The following is a 19,126-nucleotide window of genomic DNA, read 5'->3' as shown; positions in this document are numbered from 1 at the left end:
TTTTTGGTGTTAATGTGAATGCATCTTCGGTGTAGTAAAGAAATGTAAAGTGTGAGTGATTGCTCAGACCAAATGGTTAGTATTAAAACCAACTTGCACCGCCGTTCTATTCTAAGGCTGTGCACCACTAGTTAAGTAGTCAATCTTCGTTGCGTCATAGGCAATGAAATGAGCTATGATGCACTTATTAATACGCAAAAAAGAAGGGATCTCAACGATGGAACTAAACAAAGCGCTTTGCATAATGACAATGGGGTTGTGTCTTGTAGTGGGAACTAGCCATGCTCAAGAAACAGGCCAAGTTTCAGTAGGATTAGCCTACATTGGAAGTGATTCAATCTATGCAAATGTGCCATTCAAATCTTCAGTTATGCCCTCTTTTAACTATAAGTCAGACACCCTGACTGTAGGTTTTCAAGAAGGTATTGCTTACAAGTTTATGAATAAAGTCACCGTTAAGATGAGTGCGGCGATCATCCCCAGATTCAGACCTTACAAGAGTACTGATTCTGCAGACCTAGGTGGGATGACAAGAGACATGTATTTTGACAGCGCTTTAAATACATCATACGAAATTTCTCGTGGCCTCAATGCTCAATTCAAAATTGGCACAGAGCTAACCAATAAATTTAATGGAAATTTTTTCGACCTGAGCTTAAGTCGATTCATACCAATGATGGGCCAACCTTTGATCCTCAAAGCTGGCGCAAAATGGTACAGCAGTGCGCGGGCAAACTACTTGTATGGCGTTAATGCCAGTGAGGCAACTGGGCAGCGTGCTGAATATGCGCCTCAAAGTGTGCTTTTACCCTATATTTCCGTCAATAAAATTTATTCATTGACCCCCCAGACGTCTCTGTTTGCCAATGTAAACATAAAATTCTTACCAAGTAAGGTGGTTAATAGTCCCATTGTTAACGGCAATATGTCTGTCTCTTCTGTTTTCGGCCTCAACTATAGTTTCTAGCCTAATGGCAGACCTTACAAGGCGTTGCTATAGATCTCGACGCCTACGTTATTATCCTTAAATAAATTGCAGCCGCCCAAAAAGTGTCTGCTTGGAACACACCATATTGAAGCCCAACTAATATGGTTATAAAATAAACATAGCGTCATTATTAGTTGGAGATATATTATGTTGCGTCTAGTTACGGCAGTTTTGATTATGTTGTTAGCCCCGGTAGTTTTGGGTGAGTCCCATTGGTCAAACTGGTCGGACAAAACTTTATGCAGATTATCAGAAGATCCTGAACTTATCGAATACCGCAAGGCTGCCAAAGACCGGGGGCTTTCATGTTCAGCTGATAAGCATACCAGTCCTGGAACTGCGGTGGCTAAAACCAATATAGAAGACCTACTAATAAATAACTTTCGATGTCTACAAGGCAGGCATTACATGGGTAATATCATCAATGGTACGGACAATTACATCAGCTATGTGCAGGTAAAGTCGTTTGATTACGATGGGGTTCTTATTGGTAGTTGCAAAACATTTGTTGGTTTGAGTCCTGGGTCTTTTGATAGCTTCTTGGCAGTCAACTGCAACTGTCTAAAATCGAACCGCTACCAAATTAAAGCCCAGTAGTGTGGGATCAAAAACTGCATTGAATCACAATGTCCCTTGCTAGTTGTGTTCTATATTTTTAACTAAGGCGGTGTGTGTTGTTAGAAAAGTTTACGCCCGCGACTCGTGGTGCAATCCTGTTAGTGTCTGGGATCTCTATTTTTGGTTTTTCTGACAATCTAACTTTGCTCGTTTCCAATCAAGTGAGTGTGGGGCAATTTCACTTTAGTCGTTCACTCATTGCCATGTTTATGGTCTTTGGGCTGGGCAAAGTATTTGGACTTTCTGTCATGCCCAAATACTGGAAACCAATACTGATCAGAACCTTTTTTATGGTGACATCAATGCTTCTTTATTTTGGTGTCATGCCCATGATGCCAATTGCAGAAGCAGGTGCAGGCCTTTTCACTTCACCTATTTTTGTGTTAATTTTTTCAACCATTTTTTTCAAAGAGCACATTGGCTGGCGCAAAGTTTTTGCAGTCATTATTGGAAGTTGTGGTGTGTTATTGGTTTTGCAGCCCGGTGCTAATGGCTTCACCTTTTATCAGATAATGCCTATGATGGCTGGTGCTTGCTATGCATTAGGCTCAATAATTACCTATCACTACTTGCGTGAGGAAAGTTCGTTAGCCATCCTCATGAGCTTCATCGTGAGTATAGGGTTATGTGGGTTTGTCATTACCACATTGCTAACCTATTTCCCGGTTGCACCTGATTTAGTGGAGCAGGCTCCATTCCTTTTTCAGGGTTGGCAAAGTGTTGATGGCTCGTTTTGGCTGTGGATGTTTTTAATCGCCGCTTTAGCGTCAACAGCTTTATCTTTGATGACCCGAGCATACCAATTAGCTCAAACAAGCTATGCAGCAATTTTTGAATATGCTTACCTAATTTCGGTTGGACTGTTCAGTTGGTTATTCTGGGGTATTATCCCCAATTATTTAAGTGCGATTGGTATTTTACTCATTATTTTTGCTGGGGTTATGATTGTGCTGGCACCCCAAAAACCATCTGCAGAGCAATTAGTCTGAACCGACTTAGAGAGCCTCGAAAGGCGCCATACTTGATAAGGGTTCTTGAGAATGTTGAAGGTTTAAAAGCCCCCATAATCGTTTTTAATAAGATAAAGAGGTTAATTTTGAGTTTCAATATTAACACTTGAAGCTCGTGTCCATGTAGGTAGTTTCTTAAGCAGTGCAGACGTCTTTGGTTTCCAATATTAATGTAAAACTCTTGCCAAGTGAGATGCGTAATGACGCATCAATAATGGAAAATAGATTTTAATAAAATAGTTTAGGTCTTAACAAACCTCTTTTAAAAAAGGCGATTTATGTGGCACTTTGCTAAAGAATTAATGTTTCACTAGACGCCATCTGCATCTTAAACTTATTGTAATACCCACTTTAATTAGTAATAAGAATCATTATCATTTACAATCTCTAATAAATGAGTCATTATTAAGTTGTATCAATTGCATTTTGTTGAGGAATTTCTCCCCTAGCTAACCTTATCAATTAATTATGATAAATTATGAATACATCTAACACCCAATACGAACTGGATGCGGTTAATCTTTTCAGGTCTAGTAATACGGCGATTTTATCAACCCTGTCAAAAAGTACAGATGGCTACCCTTTTGGAAGCTTTGTAACTATTGTCTCACATAGCAATAGAGAGCTATTTATTTACGCCAGTGATATCGCAGAGCATACAAAAAATATACTCAACGACTCCAAAGCCTGTGTAACTTTATCCTCAGTTAATGATCAAGGGGATAAGCAGGCCAGTTCCAGACTAAGTTTAATGGGAGATCTAATCAGAATTTCCAGCGAAGACATTCAAAATTGCCAAGCCAGATTTTTTAAATTTTTACCTGAAAGTGAAAAATACTCTTACATACATGGATTTCACTTTTATAGGTTAAAGATTTTAAAGGCCAGATGGATTGGTGGTTTTGGTCAAATTGGGTGGTTAGATACAACGCACTGGACAGCAGCAACCCCTGATTGGCATGATAGTGAGGAGGCAATAATTGAACATATGAATGAAGACCATTCTAATGTCATTTGCTCCGGTTTAAATGGAGTATTTAGTATTATCGACCCTAATGCAAAAATGTTAGCTTTGTGCACTGATGGCTATTTTATTGCATCTGAAAAAGCGCAATTTTTCATGCCCTTTAATCAGCCTTGCTATCATGAACAAGACGTTCGTGTGGCCTTAATAAAGCAAGCAAAAGCCTATCGTGCCTTTGAAACGACTTAGGGCTAAAACCCAAAAATGATAAGGATTACACATGTTAACTAATCTACCGTTACTTTTTAGTGGTATGTCAGTTGGGATTATATTATTTCAAACTACTATTATTGCACCCACTGTGTTTGGTGGATTGGGGCCAGACGGAGCAGGCCCAATTTTACGAAAGGTATTCCCTAAATTTTTTATCATTTTAGCGACTTTAGGGTTACTCAATATTATATGTGCAGTAATTTCAGACATGCATATGCAAGCCTACATTGGAGGAGCCACTGGCGTGCTTGCTGCGATTGCTTATTCATTAATCCCTATGACTAATAAGATGCGTGATGAACAAAATGAAAAGGCCTTTAAACGCCTGCATAACATCAGTGTGTTAATGACTGTGACCATGCTTTTAATTAACTTGGCAAGTCCATTCGTATAACCTAACCCTAACCCTAACAGTGACATGCCAGTTTTCTATCACAACTTTAGGATGGCTTGGAGACTTATGTAAATGCTTTGAAGGGTGTTTAAAAATACATAATTATTAGAGGCAAGTGACAGAGATATTATCAAAGGAGTGAGTAATGGAAGTGAAGGCACTTTTAAAATTCACTTGAAAAGCTGGTAGAGCAAAAAATATACGAAAAGGCATATGAAAAGTTGCCATTGAAAAAAATACTTCAAAGCTCATGTTTTAGAACGCTATTTGAGTCTGGGGGTGAGTAGGCGAGTCCTAAAGCATTATGTGTTATGTATCCTAACGTTCATCTGCAAACGAATTAATTTTGGCTGAATAAATTCAGCAGGGCGACGATAGAACTCAACAGGGAAAATATAAATTGCAACATATTAAAGATGGGGAAGTGGCGGAGTATAATAAACAGTTATCCATTTCGAGGAAGAGGGCTGCTGCCAGGGCTTCTAGTTTTGGAGTGATACGTTTTATAATGTCCGCAGCGTGTTGGTTTATTGCTATTGTGATTTTAGCGATAGCAATAAAAAATGGAGTGAAAGAATACTTTGCCTTGACCATTATCTTTGGCCTGATGGGTTACCTCATTTGGCCTAAAAAGCCACTAAAGCGGTATATTTTATGATCTCCTCTGATGGTTATTTTCTTGTAATTGTAGGTTATTGTGAGGTGGAATATAATGGTTGAGTTAGATCTGATGGAGGCTTTATGGGTAAGGGTGATAAGTCTATTTAGCAGTGCCCTTCTCGAAGACAATACTTAATGTGATGCGCTCAGCGCGAAAGTGAGTAAAGTTACAAACAAATAAAAGATAATTAAAAGGTAATTTAATTAATGAGAATACTAAAGCTGAATTACAAGGCTTTGCGTGCTCTCTTGGCAGTGCTGGTTATTAGTGTGTCTACAAGCGGATGCACCACTAAACTCGTTTATGATTTTCTAGATTGGGGGTTGTACTGGGAGCTAAAAGATTATGTTAAATTTACCCGAGACCAACGCCTGTTGGTTAAAGACGAGATTTCCCAGCTAATTGATTGGCATCGTAGTGAGGAACTGCCCCAATACGCCGACCAGTTAGAAAAACTCTCCAAAGAACTAAAGAGCGGCATAACGGTTGAGCAATTGGAGGAATCCTATAATAACCTCAGAGACAGCTGGCAGCGAATTGTTATTAAAACCCTACCTGCTACCGTAGACATTATTTCAAATCTAAATGATGAACAAGTTAACGACTTCTTTGAGATGCTAATTGAAAAAGAAGGCGATGATGCAAAAAAGATTGAAAAGGGTACTAACGCACGAACTTTAAAAAAGCGTGAAGCCTATGTAAGCAAAAAAATCGTCGGCGTCATTGGCAAGTTAAATGAGGACCAAAAATCCTTAATTGCACAATGGGCGCTAAGCATGAAACCAACCAAAGAGTTGTCACTGGCCCAAGCTATTCAATGGCGCACTAGAATGCAGACAGTATTAGCTGAACGCCACAATAAACAGCAACTAGAAAATAACTTAATGGTATTGTTTGCCAACCCCGACCAACTCAGGTCCGCTAGCTATCGTCGCGTTATTGAGAAAAATAAACGCCTGATAATGCAGTTGTTATTTGATCTAAACCAAACATTAACTAACCAACAGCGCAGTAAACTCGTTAAAAAACTAAAAAGCTACATCAATGATTTCCGTGATTTAAGTGATCGACCTTAGCACCATAGCTTAGTTTTACGAGGTTATAGGCGTTTAAACTGCCCCATAAACTTCAACACGGTACAGGGAACAAAGCCTAGATTTATACATAGACAAAGTTGTTCTCAGACAGTACAGACTCACCAGACCAGCGGTAAGCACACAGTTTTTCACCTTTTGCCACCGAATAGTCCAAACAAGCAACATTAGGGGCTAAAGGTGATGGCTGCCCTGAAAACCAATAGTGGCCAAATAATACAGGGGGTAATTCTAATGAGTATCCCAGACCAACTTCAGCTGGCACCAGCGTATCACCGTGTGACCCAGCAATAATGTTAGGGGGGCGGGTTGCAGCTGACCAAGGTGTACTTGGAGGCATCCACCATGCCAGACGAACATGACTGCGCTGTGTTCCTTCCTTGTCAGTATGGCGGCCACCATCTGGAAGCCTTGTTTCGGGCCCCTTTAATATTAACTCGATGGCGTCATGCTCGGGCGAGCCTGGTGGGATGGCCGCCACTAACAGTTCTTTTGAAAGTGTGTGGTTTTGGTTTAATAAACTCGCTAAATACTCAATAGATTCAGCGTGCCAGCAGGCATGAATAATTCTTAGCCCATCCAGTTCAAGCCATAAAGGTAGAGAGTAAAAGAAGTCCAATACCCGGCTTAGCTCAGGGTTTTTGGGGTCTGTGCCGTAGGCATCTATAAACGCTTGGTGCTGTTGGGTGCTTTTCTTAGTGCGCCACCGCAAGTGACGCTCAGGTCCATCTTTGGGTGTGTTGGGGTCTAGGGTATGGTAGGCGAGTGCATTGAGTTCATGGTTGCCCATAACGGCTAAAGCTTTGTGATTATTGACCATGGCCATGGCCGTATCTAAGACTTGTTTCTGTTGTGGGCCTCGATCAATAAAATCACCTAAAAAAACCACCTTTCTGGTGGGATGCCCAAAAACACCCCCCGTCTTTTCATAGCCCAGCTTTTCAAGTAGATTATGCAGTTTGTCTGCATAGCCATGAATATCGCCAATAATATCGTAGTGGGCAGACTTCAATGCGTTTCTCCTTGGATAATCAAAATATCAATTTTAGTCTCAATTTCAGCCTCAATTGTAATGCATGCTGACTCGGCTAGTCAGCACATTAACACCCAATAAAGCTCTAAATAGCCTGATCAACCTTTGATTCAAGCTGTCCGTAAAGCCAAACGTTATCAGATTTCTGTTAAAACCTGCGGTCACAATCTAGATGAGCAAAAGTGGCGTTCTGTGCCCTATGATACATAAAACTAAGCCTATTTTTAAACTCTTACGGTCCCCCTGTACTTGTGCTCACCCCATACTATTCCTCTAAAACCAACGTGTGCCCTAGGTATTAGGCGCAGTAAAAATAATTTGTTACACGAAACTCGTAATATCTTTGCATTCCTTTTCAGCATGTGCACCCAACCTGACTCTTGAATACATGTAATGGTGTATCATGTTTAGGGTGTTTTAAGCGTAAAAATTAGCGGCATCCCAACTTTAAAGCCCTGTTAAGTGGTATTGTCAAATTTGGTTCATTTAGTCGTAAGTTAAGTCTGTTAGTAACATGATATAGAGAGAAAACGAATGAGTGTAAAAAAATCCATTGCCCAAACTCTGGTTGCATCTGCAATAACGTTTTTAGCCGTTCACACCTTTGCTGGTTCAAATGCAATGATGGCTGACAGTGCTCAACTATTCCCATCTAAAACGATCTCTAACCATGCCTCTGCCCCAGATGCATATTCTGTTTTGGTTTTAGCCGTCACCGCTGGTCCAAAAGAAGATGTGCAGGCGACCATCAAGGGTCAATTCCTAGCGTTTTTAGAGGGTGATGTGAATCGAGCATTTACCTACGCCAGTTCCTCAATACGTTCAATGTTTGGAACAGCACAAAATTTTGGTGCAATGGTGCAGCGCAGTTACCCAATGGTATGGAAATCTGCAGGAGTGACGTTTCTTGAACACAGAGAAACATCTTTAGGGCGCACTCAAGATGTGAAAATTTTTGATGCTGCTGGCACTGCCCACTATTTAAGATATTTTGTAACGCAGACCCCAAGGGGATGGAAAATTTCAGGTGTACAATTTCTGAACATTACAGACATCAGTGTCTGAAACCTTCAAAGTTGAAGATAGTTTTCTACTAACCAACAGCCTTATTATTTGTCTTTACTGGCCATCGAATTATTTTAATATTTTTCAGTCGGTATCTAATTGAAGTATGTGGAGCTCGCTTGTTGGGGTTGACTATAGTTTCACTAAGAGTAATTTAAGCAATAGGTTGGAACATTCAGATTTAGAAGCTACCATATTATTGGGTATCGACCAGTTTCAGAAGATGAACTAAAGCCAAGCTTTTTATAGTTCAGTACCTTTAAGCTGAGGGGATCCTAAAATGGTAAACAGACAAAAACAAAAGCTCAAACAAATAATTTACACATCTAAACCCGTGGCATTGGAAGATAATACGATTGATGAAATTTTGGCATCGTCACATAAATATAATTCAAAAAGTGGAGTAACTGGCTTACTTATTTTTGGAGTAGAGCTCTATATGCAATTTTTAGAAGGCCCCGTTCAAGAACTAGACGAGACTTTTAATAGAATAAAAATTGATAACAGACATGCTGATATTAGAATATTAAGGGTAAATTTAACTGACCGAAGATTGTTTGGGTCCTGGAAAATGAGACCACAAGATCTTGAGCATATGCATTGGTCAAAAGAGGATATCAAAAATGGTTTGGTTGATAAGCTTCAACCAGACCTAGCGCTTGAGGTTTTTGTGGAGCTGTCCAGAGACCTTGATCAGTTTCTTGATCCCGAAGGTGCGTAATAGCTAATTTATCTTAATAAATCCCACCTTATTAAAGGTTTACATTATTGGCCAAGTGCAGATCAAAAATCATTGGAAAGTTTCTGACAGATTGATTGGGTTACGTGACCTACCAAATTGGATAAAAACATGAATCATCAGGGTTTTCTTGGTAGCCTCTCAAAAGAAACGCGTAAGAATCTTACGCAACGCCTTGATGGGCCAGGGCTGGTGCGCCTTGCTTTTCATGGGGGCTTGATTCTTGCGTTTGGGCTTGCTATCTACTTGGGTTTACCCTTTTGGCAACTGTTGTTGATACCACAAGGTATTGTGATCGTTTTTTTGTTTACCCTTTTGCATGAAGCCGTGCATCAGACGCCGTTTAGAACCCCTTGGTTGAATGGCATGGCGGCGCGGGTGAGTGGTTTTTTGCTTTTCCTGCCATCCACATGGTTTAAATATTTTCACCTCGCACATCACCGTTTCACACAGATTCTAGGAAAAGATCCTGAACTGGCGACTGAAAAACCCAAAACTAGGTTGGGCTTCGTCAAGCATATGTCGGGTGTTCCAACCTGGATTGGCCATTTCAAAATACTCGTACAGAATGCAGCGGGTGATTGCAGTGCCGACTTTCTGCCAAAGAAGGCCGAGGCCCGTATTGTCAAAGAATCCCGTTTACTCATTTTGGCCTATTCATTGATTTTGTGTGGCGCACTATTTCTTGGGTCTACAGCATTATTCTGGATTTGGATTTTTCCCTTATTGTTGGGACAGCCGTTCTTACGCTTATACCTTCTGGCAGAACATGGACTATGCCCAACGGTGGCAAATATGTTCGACAACACCCGCACAACTTCCACCAATCAGATGGTGCGGTTTATCGCGTGGAATATGTCATACCACACCGAGCATCACACTTATCCCTCGGTGCCGTTCCACAAACTACCTGAACTGCATAAGATCATGCAGCCAGAACTAATGCATACTGAATCTAGCTACGCCAGCTTTATGGGCAAATACACGGCGCAACTCAAAGCAAAATAACGTAGGTAAAAGCTACATTGTGGAGGATTGTAAAGGGGGCCCGTCCATTCCCATTGTTGAGAAAACCCACGGCAAACGCTATAGCCCTTTTGTTTAGCAACATGTCTATTAATAGTTGTGAATTAGGCGGTATGTTCCAATATTCAAGGTTATTTTATTACACAACTAAAAAGGCAACGCTCCAAATATTTGAAACGCTGCCTTTTTGTACTTCTATGTGGTGGAGATGGGGGGAGTCGAAACTACGCCTTATATGTCTGTATAATCTGATTTTTGTTATATAAATCAATTTACGTGTACCCAAGCGTGTACCAGAAATGCAATCCGTCTACGTAAAACTTTAACCAGCTTGTGCTAAGAATAGCCCAACAACTAACTGGACAACAGTGCTTGTTAATTGATGCCCCTGTTCTGGAATTAGTTGCACTTGGTCAGCTTTTATTAGCTCACTAAACTGCATTACCACAGTTGGGCTGCACGCCCCACCATCTGATTCTCCAGCACACACTTCCAAGTAACTAGGTTTATTCATCCTGCCCTGTTCTAGTGCCTCTGACCAAGATCGCTGATTAGGTGGCCTCGAATAGAACATCTGTTCTTCTTCTTCTAAAGTTAAGCCAAGCAAAGGGGACAAAAGTAACACCTGGCTGGCTATTGCAGGCTTATCAATGAGTGAAGACGTTAACAAGTAAGCACCATAGGAATTAGCAATAATACTGGTGTTAGGGCCATCAAACCTATGTAACAAATCGTGAATGGTTGATATTTGTTGGTCAAACGGCAATGACAAAAAGATGCTGTTAACTGAAAGACCTATACGATGAGGGTCAATGGTCTTTAAGTATGCTCCTAAACCTTTTCCAGCATCACCACCACGGCCCGTTATGTAAATAATCCGTTGTTCTGAAGTCATGATTTATCAGCCGCACCTCCATCTGCTATTGCCATAAAATCTTATAAGCTAATCTTAAACTGTAGCGTTATAAGCCACCAGCTGTATTTTCTTATGCATTAAGGATGCGTTAACTTCAAGCGATGTCGTTTTTGTTAGCCTGCCATAACCCCGATCAAGTGTTGAAATGCCCATATAGGTAATTCTTTACGCGAAATCAGCACTATCCCCCCATTCCTTTTCAGTCTTTACACCCACCCTGACACCTGAATATTTATACTTCTTATTCGTTGCGAAAAAGCGCTTCGCAATGACGCATGGCGCCAAAACAGATATGAATTACTGTTTAATTATTTTACTAACTATAATAGATTTAATAGCCAATCGAATCTGTTATTACAATTTTATAAAGAGAAAACAAATGAATTTAAAGAAATATATTGCTCAAACTGTGGTCGCATCTGTAATGACTCTGGCAGCTGCACAAGCTATTGCCGGTGCGCATGGAGTTATGGTCGGTAGTGCTGAAATGGTCGCATCTAAAACTATTGTTGAGAACGCTTCAGCCTCAGACGAACTTGCTGTTTTGGTTGCAGCAGTTACTGCTGCGGGTTTGGTAGAAACTCTTCAAAGTGCTGGGCCATTTACTGTTTTAGCACCTACTAACGCAGCCTTTGCTAAGTTACCTGCCGGCACTGTTGATACGTTATTAAAGGCAGAAAATATTGAGACGCTAAAGACCATATTAACTTGCCATGTGGTTGCAGCGAAAGCGATGGCTGCAGATGTGATCAAGATGGCTGCTGATAATGGAGGGATGGCTGAGTTAGGGACTGTAGGTGGATGTATACTGACTGCAAAGTACTACTACAATAAAGTCACATTTACAGACGAAAATGGTAATGTGGCTACAGTCACTATTGCGGACGTGCCACAGAAAAATGGTGTAATACACGTCATTGATAATGTTTTGCTACCAAAAAGCTAGACAAAAAATCACCTTCAATGGTGCTACGATCGATTATTAGTAACTGTCTAACAACGTTATTTTATGGGGCAACGCTTACGTCTTTTTTGTACGATTCATTGCTGAAGCAAAAAGATCTTATATGTGAAAAAGATTTTTACTAGCAGACGTATGCTTAGCCCCAGTTATCGCTATAGTTTCTGGCATAGATTTGAGTTTACGCCCAATCAAAAGCCCTACTCAAGCAAGGCTGTATGCTGAAATTTTTATGGGGGCGGGCGTGGGATTGGTTAGTGGTGTAACTGTTTTAGCCTGACAGACACAAGATAGAGTGGTTTTGCTTTTTACACTCGACCTTGCTTTAACCTATAATCTGCTTAATGTTCACTTAATCACTGATCTTCACACCGCCTTTGAAGGTTCCTGTCATTAATTTAGATACAGTTCCGTCTTCACGATAATAAACCCAAGCACCATCTCTCTTTCCTTTCTTGTAGTTACCTTTGTTATTCACCTGACCATTATCGTAGTACCAAACCCAAGCACCCTCTAACCAACCGTTCTTGAAGTTACCTTTGTAATATAACTGACCATTCTCATAGTAACCAATCCAAGAATTTTCTTGATAACCGTTCTTATAGTTACCTTTGTATTCTAACTGACCGTTCTCATAGTAATGAACCCAAGCACCTTCTCTCTGACCGTTCTTGAATGACCCTTGAGGATTCCCAGTTAACTTCCCAGTGAATGGAACATCAGTGAACTTCTTGAAATAAAGACCATCACGAAACACTAAATCACTGAGAGTTTCACTCCAACTTGGAGACGACAGAAGTGATACGAAGAGCATGGCTAGTAAAGAGTTGATCGGTTTCATTAGTCTAACGATATAATCTTATTTATTTTAAACCACTATCTTATTGTAAGATTTCATCATCTTGAGAAGCATTGGGGGTATATAGATTAGGTATGGTCTTTAATTTGACGAAAATTTTAATATTTTGTCCGTAAAAATCTTGCCTTTTTTAAAACCCCTTATACCCCAACTTTTATAAATAGACTTTTGTTCATCGCATGTTTGCATAGATAAATTTCTTATTAAATGTAAAGGTGACCCACCTCCACCATGTCTTGAATTTCCTTTTGCAACTGTAAGACATAAGTTCTTATTATTTTTGAAACGTATTGTGTTGTCTTCAATAAATACAAATTCTTGTGTATTCCTACATTTTATAAGATTTAAATTCAAAGGATTATTAGAAGAAGTTGGATGCACACAAACATCAAAATAAGGAAAGAATAATTGTTTTTGCTTCAACCTATTAGCATCTAAACCTTGATCGACAGCAATTTTTCCTTGATACGAGTAGCATGAATGTGCCTGGATTCCCCTACTTATTTTAGCTTTAAGTTTATGTCCTTTAATGTCAATACAAAACCCTCTTTTATCATCTAAATTATTAAGTAACTTAAGTTCTACTAAATGAACTTCAGACTCACTCCAACCAGAAGACGACAGAAGCGATATGAAAAGTATGGTTAGGAGTGTGTTGATTGGTTTCATTAGAGGACTATACCAAAATAGATTTGATGTTTAAAACCCCTCTTTTTTAACCGTACCCTACTACCAAAGTATCTATTAGTATCCAAACCACGAAAAACAAGTTAATGTCTTAGGGCTTATTGTTAATGGCGTGCAGTATGACTTATGGGTAGCTTGGGCCTACTACTTACTCAAACTGGATTTGTCTAGCGGTTACATCGACTGTTGCGAACGGTGCCTTTATGCTTGCATAGACCGCCTGACCACAACAGCTTGTTGTTTCCAACTTAGTCACTGTAATGCTAAATAAATAAGTCGGTCGAAAGATTAAACTCAGGTACACCCAACACTTGAAGGCTTGCAGATGACTCAGCTGTTGCAAAAGGAGTAGGAGCTAGATCAGTAGATGACGTTCCAATGTCTGAGACGCTATAACTAAGAAGTTTCATTGCCTCAGCTAATGCTGCAGCAGCAGCATCAGCTCTGGAATCAGCTATAGCAGCATTAGCTGCAGCTTCATCCGCAACAGGTGTTGCCCTAGGAGCTGGCGCTAAGTTTCCGTCTGAATCAGTAACCATCGTCTCACCATATTGATTAGTGATTGCACCATCACTGCTCACTTCCAGGGCACCTTGCCCACTATTTTGAGCATAGGTGATTGCATCAGCTTCATTTTCAAAGCGGCTTGAGTATGTGGCACTCGGGTCAGCAGCAGTGGCGACCTCAGCCACGGAATTATCCGCAACAGGTGTTGCCCTAGAAGCTGGCGCTAAGTTTCCAGATGAATCATAAACCATCGTCTCACCATATTGATTAATGATTGCACCATCACTGCTCACTTTCAGGGCACCTTGCCCACTATTTTGAGCATAGGTGATTGCATCAGCTTCACTTTCAAAGCGGTTTGAGTTTGGGGCAGATTTGACAGCGCTAGCCCTAGTATTGGCAGCGGCTATAGCAAAAGCAACAGGATCAACATAATCAGGATTATTAAGGGCTGGATCAACATAATTGGGATCAGCAGCGCGAGCAGCTTGAGCAGCCATAGCAACAGCGACAGGATCAATTAGAGCAGCACTAGCAATGCTCGCGGCGGCAGATGCAGCAGTGGCTTTTTCTGCAGGGCTGAAATAAACCTCCCCACGTGAAGCAAAATCAGCCCTAACTGTTGCATAAGGATCAGCGTAATTAGGGTCAGCCACCGCAGCTGCACCACCTAATAAACCTAGAGCAGCTGTCACAGCCGCGGCTGCATTGGGATCAACAACACCACCTGCGGCCGCTATAGCAGCAGCAGCGGCAGCTGCCACGTTGCCTGCGGCTGCTTTAGCCGCTTCTCCTGCCAAAAAGGCAGCGCGAGCAGGGCTAACAAAATCAGGAAAAGCAGCAGCATGAGCAGCAGAGGCAGCTTCATCAGGACTAATATATACTTCTCCACGTGAAGCAAAATCAGCTCTAACAGCTGCATAAGGATCAACATAATTGTCAGGATCAGCAGCACGAGCATCTGCTCGAGCAGCTTCAGCAGCTGCAGCAGCTGCATAAGGATCAACATAAGATGGATCAGCAGCACGGGCAACAGCAGCGGCTATTGCACCAGCAACAGGATCAATATAATTAGGGTCTGCAAGTGCTGGATCCACATAATTGGGGTCAGCAACGCGAGCCGCTTGAGCAGCTATAGCAATGGCTACAGGGTCTAATATAGGCGCAATGGATGCTTCGGCCGCCGTGACGGCAGCCATGGCAGCAGCCACTGCACCAATAGCTGCGGCAGTAGCGGCGGCATCACCAGTAGTCATAGCGGCAGTTACAAAAGCAGTGGCTGCCTCTGCGGCAGTGTCAGCAGCATTATTTACAGCAGCGGCGGCGGCGGCGGCATCAGCAGCAAAACTTTTATACTCAGAATCTCTAAAAGACACAGTTTCAATATTATTAGTATATGTATCGTAACTCGTATCAAAATATAAAGACGCGGCAGCCTGATCTAATTTAGTCGCTTCTATACGCACTGCGTCACCTGCAGCTACAGCGTCACTGTATATAGTGGCAAGGCTAAAGGCATTCTGAGCGCCAAGTGCAGCCGTTTTAGCCGCAGTGCTGGCAGCAAGTTGAGCAGTAGCCACTTTCATTGCAGAGTCGACGGCAGAGGTAGTGGCAGCCACCAATGCTGCAGCAGCCGTTTCGGCAGTTCTAGCCGCAGCTATAGATTCGGCGTCACCACCAGCGATAGCAGCAATTACGGCAAGAGCAGCCTTGGCTGCAGTGTTCGCAGCGGCTGTAGCTTCAGCACCAGCCTTGGTAGCGGCCGCGCTAGCAGTCGCAGTAGCAGCGACAGCTAAAGCTTCAGCTTTAGCAGCAGCCTCAGCCTCAGCCGTCGCAATAACAGAGACAAGGACAGCTGTTCCCGCATCATCAAGAGGGGCCGCATCATCAATAGCCTTAGAAGCAGCAGAAGTTCCAGCAGTCAATGTTTCTGCGTCAGCAGTCACAGCAGATAGCACTGCTTTAGCCGCATCGACTGCTGAACCTGAATAATCTTTCTTATCAGATTTTTGTGCTGCAGAATATGTTGCGGCAACCTTTCCTTTGTTCTCAACTGCAGTGGCATCAGATCCACTTGCACCATTGAGTATTGAAAGCATTGCAATTTCTTTAGTGTAAGCACCCGATTCAATTGAATCGACCCAGAACGTACCATCGGTTTGTGGATTATACTCACGGCCAAACGCTTGGCTATATACAGATTCTACGTATCTCTCAGTTTCTAAAGCAACCACAGCTGCCGCTTCATCAGAGCCAGCAAAGCCTGATGCAATATCATTAACTATTTGCGTGCCCGAATCCAAAGCATTAGCGTAAAAAGCCAGTCCACCAGCATCTGCAGGGCGACCAAAATACGCGATGAACAATTCTTGTACTTGTTTTTCTGAAGCTGCAGCTGCCATCGTGACCCACCTTATCGTGTTAGTTATTTTATGTTATTTAGCATTAATTAGTTTTCCCTTATTTTGACAACTATAAAATTATATAATAAAAAATTCAATAGTCTTTTTGTCAATTTATAGTAAATAATCTGAAATTATAGAGCTAAGTGGATATTATTCCTTCAGCCTAATATACTTTAGCAAAAGTGATAGAGATAAAGCATGGACGTTAAATCCCATCTAGTGGCTTTTAGTATAGTTTTGCTTGCATTTATAGCGAGTACTTCAATTGTAGTTGCGGTTATTGATCCGATCCAACATACGTACCTTCCAGAAATCACACCTTTCGCCACATTACTCTTTTTGCCACATGGTGTGCGAGTCATTGTCACTTGGCTGTATGGTGTGTGGTCTATTCCTTATCTGTTCTTTGCTACTATTTTTGCTGATTTGTTGATTCGTGGCAGCGCTGATCCTACGGTTATTTTCATTACCGCTATTGTTTGCTATGCGTCATTTGAGCTGTTTAAGCTATGTGGTTTGGACATGTATAAGATGAAGAATATGAAGAGCAAGAACCTATGGCGCTCTTTGCTGCTCGTTGCTTTTGTATCTTCTGTGTTTAATTCGGTGCTGCACAACATTGTCTTGCAGTCACAAATATTACCTGAGAATGCACTTCAAACTATGCTGTCTTATATGGTGGGAGATGTACTAGGAACCCTAGCGCTGTTCTTTATTGCTCTGCTTATAGTGAAAGCGATTGGACTCACAAAAGTTAAAATAAATCTTTAGCCTTAGTCAGGCTAGCTTGTACAGGCCTGACCTCCTATGACCAACCCTTTCTAGTAACCCATTGTTTTGTAAATCGCGTAAGCACTTATATAAAGTTGGCATTGGCATGCTGATCAAATCGGGATGCAGTGCGATGTCTTTGACATCAACTTCTTTGCCGCTGAGAGAGATCAGGTCAGCAATACTTGTGAACACTGCCTTATCGGTCTTGCTCAAGCTTCCTATACCTATGTCTGCTTCCATGCCTCGGATAACTTGCATCATTTTAGCAAACTTTTGTATATTTGACTCGTGCATTAATACACCCTTAATAGCTACATTATCGCTCTTAAGTTTATATTAATGTGTACTTTACCGCTAGGTTTCTGGTGTGTTGCTCTAATTTCTTATGTAATAGAATCAATAAAGCCTCCATCCAGTAGGCATTTCTGCGTAGGTGTCTATTCATAATAAGACTCAATAATGTTTTTAATAAAGTAATTAAAAAGCACCGATGCTATAAATAAGGTCGTCGATTAATTATAATATTATTAATGACTTGAGGTCTTAGATATAGAATTATTCACTCAATCTAGGGTACTCACATAGATTGTTCAAGCATTACAACTACCCAATCCATATAAGGTATATCAGATGGCCGATCTTACGGTTATAGAAGACACATTTTACATGCCGTTTAATCGATATATCGACAGCCATGGCTTACGTATTTTCGTATTAGATGACATTTCAAATTCGTTTATACGAAAAGTTGCAGCTACATATGAAGCTATGCTTGCTATGAATGCTTTCATAGATATTGAGATGAGGACTACTGTTAAAGAAACCCTACAAAGTAATTATGTATACCAAAGAGTTGGGGTCGAAAGCCCTGCATACTATGGCGGAGGTATAAATATTCCATCTATACCATCCAATGGCAATTACCGAGACAACCTGACTGATTATATTTGGGAAACCACGTCAAGGACTGCTGCATCTCAAACAAATGAAGTTATAGAGCATTTGTTGCACACTATAACGACCATAGGATTTAACCTTATATTTCCAGAGTGGAAATGGGCAGATTCTTCGTCATCAATTAATCTAGCCATGCAACAAGCAATTGATGGTGGCTATTATGATGTTTCATCTTATGCATTTCTGATTGATAGCCATCCCGAAACGTATATGAAAACGATAGTGACAGAATTTTCATACTGGCTGGTTTTAGCTGAATGGGAATACGTTGAATTTGTCGATAAATCTTACAACAATAAAGAATTTACCCTTAGAACAGCATCTGATATTGCAGACAAACTGCCTCTGGCACACCAGCTTTACTTGGATACATTTGCTAAAGTTTATTCTATACCTGACAAAACATTAATTCAGGCATTATTTTCCACAGAAACGCCATATGTTTTTTCAACATACACAGGCCTTGAAAGCGTTACAGAGACAGTGCTAGCAGTTCAGCTATATGGAAATGAGCTTAACAATACTATTACTGGCAATAATGGGGACAATACTATCTATGGCAATGCAGGCAATGACACTATCTTTGCAGATGGCGGTTCTGACACTATTAATGGTGGAACCGGGTTAGACACGATCAAATACGCCCTCTCACAAGACAATTACACACTAGCTTTGGGTGAGAGTAGTTCTTCTGTGAAAGAGATAAGCACAGGCACTAATGACAGCCTCAGTGCCGTAGAGAGGGTCGTATTTTCTGATAAGGCGGTTGCACTCGATATTGGTAGTGGCGAGGTAGGTGGTAGTTGTTACCGTATTTATAAGGCGGCATTTAATCGCACACCTGATGAAGGTGGTTTAGGATATTGGATAGGGCAGATGGACTTAGGTAAGACTTTGGTGGAAGTATCGGCGGGTTTTATTGATTCAGATGAATTTAAAGCTTCATACGGCACCAATCCTACCAATGGCGAATTTCTCACTAAAGTTTATAACAACGTACTTGGTCGCGACCCTGATAGCGGTGGCTATGATTGGTGGGTGGATCAATTGGCCAATAACCCAGAAAAAACTTGGGAGAAAGTGATGGCAGACTTTTCTGAAGGCACAGAAAACCAGGCTAATGTCTTAGAGCTGATTGGTAATGGTGTTCAGTATGATCTATGGGTAGCTTAGGCTTGCTAGGAATAAGTAAACT

19 protein-coding genes are annotated in these 19,126 nt (G+C 41.2%); 13 read left to right on the top strand and 6 right to left on the bottom strand.

The features are described from left to right. Window positions 1-175 precede the first annotated feature (175 nt). The 7 genes from ABXT59_RS12670 to ABXT59_RS12640 all read left to right on the top strand — a co-directional run bounded on the left by ABXT59_RS12670 (window position 176) and on the right by ABXT59_RS12640 (window position 5,984). Window positions 176-967 (top strand): MipA/OmpV family protein, encoded by a 792-nt coding sequence (locus ABXT59_RS12670; protein WP_443636516.1) that lies wholly within the window; start codon window positions 176-178, stop codon window positions 965-967. 168 nt (window positions 968-1,135) lie between these two features. Further along, window positions 1,136-1,585 carry a hypothetical protein gene (locus ABXT59_RS12665; protein WP_443636515.1) on the top strand — a complete coding sequence of 150 codons (450 nt, stop codon included), beginning with the start codon at window positions 1,136-1,138 and terminating at the stop codon, window positions 1,583-1,585. A 74-nt stretch (window positions 1,586-1,659) separates the two neighbouring features. Further along, window positions 1,660-2,595, top strand: coding sequence for a DMT family transporter (locus ABXT59_RS12660; RefSeq protein ID WP_443636514.1), 936 nt, complete (start codon window positions 1,660-1,662; stop codon window positions 2,593-2,595). Window positions 2,596-3,094: 499 nt separating this feature from the next. Continuing rightward, window positions 3,095-3,829 carry a HugZ family pyridoxamine 5'-phosphate oxidase gene (locus ABXT59_RS12655; RefSeq protein ID WP_443636512.1) on the top strand — a complete coding sequence of 245 codons (735 nt, stop codon included), beginning with the start codon at window positions 3,095-3,097 and terminating at the stop codon, window positions 3,827-3,829. Window positions 3,830-3,860: 31 nt separating this feature from the next. After that, on the top strand, window positions 3,861-4,247 hold the full coding sequence (locus tag ABXT59_RS12650) for a DUF4149 domain-containing protein (RefSeq protein ID WP_443636511.1): 387 nt from the start codon (window positions 3,861-3,863) through the stop codon (window positions 4,245-4,247). A gap of 400 nt (window positions 4,248-4,647) precedes the next feature. Next, window positions 4,648-4,905 (top strand): hypothetical protein, encoded by a 258-nt coding sequence (locus tag ABXT59_RS12645; protein ID WP_443636510.1) that lies wholly within the window; start codon window positions 4,648-4,650, stop codon window positions 4,903-4,905. A gap of 209 nt (window positions 4,906-5,114) precedes the next feature. Further along, the gene (locus ABXT59_RS12640; RefSeq protein ID WP_443636508.1) at window positions 5,115-5,984 is read left to right on the top strand and encodes a DUF6279 family lipoprotein; all 870 of its coding nucleotides are present in this window, start codon (window positions 5,115-5,117) and stop codon (window positions 5,982-5,984) included. A gap of 82 nt (window positions 5,985-6,066) precedes the next feature. Here the strand turns inward: ABXT59_RS12640 and ABXT59_RS12635 are convergent, their stop codons facing one another. Then, window positions 6,067-7,014 (bottom strand): metallophosphoesterase, encoded by a 948-nt coding sequence (locus tag ABXT59_RS12635; protein ID WP_443636506.1) that lies wholly within the window; start codon window positions 7,012-7,014, stop codon window positions 6,067-6,069. 555 nt (window positions 7,015-7,569) lie between these two features. On the opposite strand from ABXT59_RS12635, the gene ABXT59_RS12630 reads away from it, so the two are divergent. The 3 genes from ABXT59_RS12630 to ABXT59_RS12620 all read left to right on the top strand — a co-directional run bounded on the left by ABXT59_RS12630 (window position 7,570) and on the right by ABXT59_RS12620 (window position 9,847). Further along, window positions 7,570-8,100: a DUF4864 domain-containing protein gene (locus tag ABXT59_RS12630; RefSeq protein WP_443636505.1), complete on the top strand. Its 531-nt coding sequence runs from the start codon at window positions 7,570-7,572 to the stop codon at window positions 8,098-8,100. Window positions 8,101-8,380: 280 nt separating this feature from the next. Then, window positions 8,381-8,821, top strand: coding sequence for a BLUF domain-containing protein (locus ABXT59_RS12625; protein ID WP_443636503.1), 441 nt, complete (start codon window positions 8,381-8,383; stop codon window positions 8,819-8,821). A 129-nt stretch (window positions 8,822-8,950) separates the two neighbouring features. After that, a complete protein-coding gene (locus ABXT59_RS12620) occupies window positions 8,951-9,847 on the top strand; it encodes a fatty acid desaturase (RefSeq protein ID WP_443636501.1) in 897 nt (298 codons plus the stop codon). A 340-nt stretch (window positions 9,848-10,187) separates the two neighbouring features. Here the strand turns inward: ABXT59_RS12620 and ABXT59_RS12615 are convergent, their stop codons facing one another. Then, a complete protein-coding gene (locus ABXT59_RS12615; protein WP_443636499.1) occupies window positions 10,188-10,760 on the bottom strand; it encodes a hypothetical protein in 573 nt (190 codons plus the stop codon). A gap of 400 nt (window positions 10,761-11,160) precedes the next feature. Between ABXT59_RS12615 and ABXT59_RS12610 the strand changes: the two genes are divergently transcribed. Continuing rightward, window positions 11,161-11,727, top strand: coding sequence for a fasciclin domain-containing protein (locus tag ABXT59_RS12610; RefSeq protein WP_443636497.1), 567 nt, complete (start codon window positions 11,161-11,163; stop codon window positions 11,725-11,727). 367 nt (window positions 11,728-12,094) lie between these two features. On the opposite strand, the gene ABXT59_RS12605 is transcribed toward ABXT59_RS12610, so the two are convergent. From ABXT59_RS12605 to ABXT59_RS12595, 3 genes are all read right to left on the bottom strand, one after another. Further along, entirely contained in the window at window positions 12,095-12,583 is a 489-nt protein-coding gene (locus ABXT59_RS12605; protein WP_443636496.1) for a toxin-antitoxin system YwqK family antitoxin, read from the bottom strand. A gap of 99 nt (window positions 12,584-12,682) precedes the next feature. Beyond that, entirely contained in the window at window positions 12,683-13,270 is a 588-nt protein-coding gene (locus tag ABXT59_RS12600; RefSeq protein WP_443636495.1) for a hypothetical protein, read from the bottom strand. Between the two features lie 281 nt (window positions 13,271-13,551). After that, on the bottom strand, window positions 13,552-16,197 hold the full coding sequence (locus ABXT59_RS12595) for a DUF4214 domain-containing protein (protein ID WP_443636494.1): 2,646 nt from the start codon (window positions 16,195-16,197) through the stop codon (window positions 13,552-13,554). 201 nt (window positions 16,198-16,398) lie between these two features. Here ABXT59_RS12595 and ABXT59_RS12590 point away from each other — a divergent pair, with 201 nt between their 5' ends. After that, the gene (locus ABXT59_RS12590; protein WP_443636493.1) at window positions 16,399-16,971 is read left to right on the top strand and encodes a hypothetical protein; all 573 of its coding nucleotides are present in this window, start codon (window positions 16,399-16,401) and stop codon (window positions 16,969-16,971) included. A 6-nt stretch (window positions 16,972-16,977) separates the two neighbouring features. Here ABXT59_RS12590 and ABXT59_RS12585 read toward each other — a convergent pair whose 3' ends face one another. Beyond that, window positions 16,978-17,268, bottom strand: a complete 291-nt coding sequence (locus ABXT59_RS12585; RefSeq protein ID WP_443636491.1) for a hypothetical protein — start codon at window positions 17,266-17,268, stop codon at window positions 16,978-16,980. A 336-nt stretch (window positions 17,269-17,604) separates the two neighbouring features. Here ABXT59_RS12585 and ABXT59_RS12580 point away from each other — a divergent pair, with 336 nt between their 5' ends. Continuing rightward, window positions 17,605-19,104, top strand: coding sequence for a DUF4214 domain-containing protein (locus ABXT59_RS12580; RefSeq protein ID WP_443636490.1), 1,500 nt, complete (start codon window positions 17,605-17,607; stop codon window positions 19,102-19,104). Window positions 19,105-19,126 lie beyond the last annotated feature (22 nt).

Origin of the sequence: Candidatus Njordibacter sp. Uisw_058, from assembly GCF_047730065.1 — a bacterium.
Classification (GTDB): Bacteria; Pseudomonadota; Gammaproteobacteria; order Pseudomonadales; family Balneatricaceae; genus Njordibacter.
The sequence above is the reverse complement of the archived record's forward strand: the minus strand, read 5'-3'. Positions and strand labels throughout refer to the sequence as shown.

Bases quoted from the DNA above. Each gene is read 5' to 3' on its own strand.
- ABXT59_RS12590 (WP_443636493.1), top strand. From the start codon at position 16,399: ATGGACGTTAAATCCCATCTAGTGGCTTTTAGTATAGTTTTGCTTGCA.
- ABXT59_RS12600 (WP_443636495.1), bottom strand. From the start codon at position 13,270: ATGAAACCAATCAACACACTCCTAACCATACTTTTCATATCGCTTCTG.
- ABXT59_RS12655 (WP_443636512.1), top strand. From the start codon at position 3,095: ATGAATACATCTAACACCCAATACGAACTGGATGCGGTTAATCTTTTC.
- ABXT59_RS12665 (WP_443636515.1), top strand. From the start codon at position 1,136: ATGTTGCGTCTAGTTACGGCAGTTTTGATTATGTTGTTAGCCCCGGTA.
- ABXT59_RS12630 (WP_443636505.1), top strand. From the start codon at position 7,570: ATGAGTGTAAAAAAATCCATTGCCCAAACTCTGGTTGCATCTGCAATA.
- ABXT59_RS12610 (WP_443636497.1), top strand. From the start codon at position 11,161: ATGAATTTAAAGAAATATATTGCTCAAACTGTGGTCGCATCTGTAATG.
- ABXT59_RS12670 (WP_443636516.1), top strand. From the start codon at position 176: ATGATGCACTTATTAATACGCAAAAAAGAAGGGATCTCAACGATGGAA.
- ABXT59_RS12580 (WP_443636490.1), top strand. From the start codon at position 17,605: ATGGCCGATCTTACGGTTATAGAAGACACATTTTACATGCCGTTTAAT.
- ABXT59_RS12625 (WP_443636503.1), top strand. From the start codon at position 8,381: ATGGTAAACAGACAAAAACAAAAGCTCAAACAAATAATTTACACATCT.
- ABXT59_RS12615 (WP_443636499.1), bottom strand. From the start codon at position 10,760: ATGACTTCAGAACAACGGATTATTTACATAACGGGCCGTGGTGGTGAT.
- ABXT59_RS12650 (WP_443636511.1), top strand. From the start codon at position 3,861: ATGTTAACTAATCTACCGTTACTTTTTAGTGGTATGTCAGTTGGGATT.
- ABXT59_RS12620 (WP_443636501.1), top strand. From the start codon at position 8,951: ATGAATCATCAGGGTTTTCTTGGTAGCCTCTCAAAAGAAACGCGTAAG.
- ABXT59_RS12605 (WP_443636496.1), bottom strand. From the start codon at position 12,583: ATGAAACCGATCAACTCTTTACTAGCCATGCTCTTCGTATCACTTCTG.
- ABXT59_RS12585 (WP_443636491.1), bottom strand. From the start codon at position 17,268: ATGCACGAGTCAAATATACAAAAGTTTGCTAAAATGATGCAAGTTATC.
- ABXT59_RS12595 (WP_443636494.1), bottom strand. From the start codon at position 16,197: ATGGCAGCTGCAGCTTCAGAAAAACAAGTACAAGAATTGTTCATCGCG.
- ABXT59_RS12640 (WP_443636508.1), top strand. From the start codon at position 5,115: ATGAGAATACTAAAGCTGAATTACAAGGCTTTGCGTGCTCTCTTGGCA.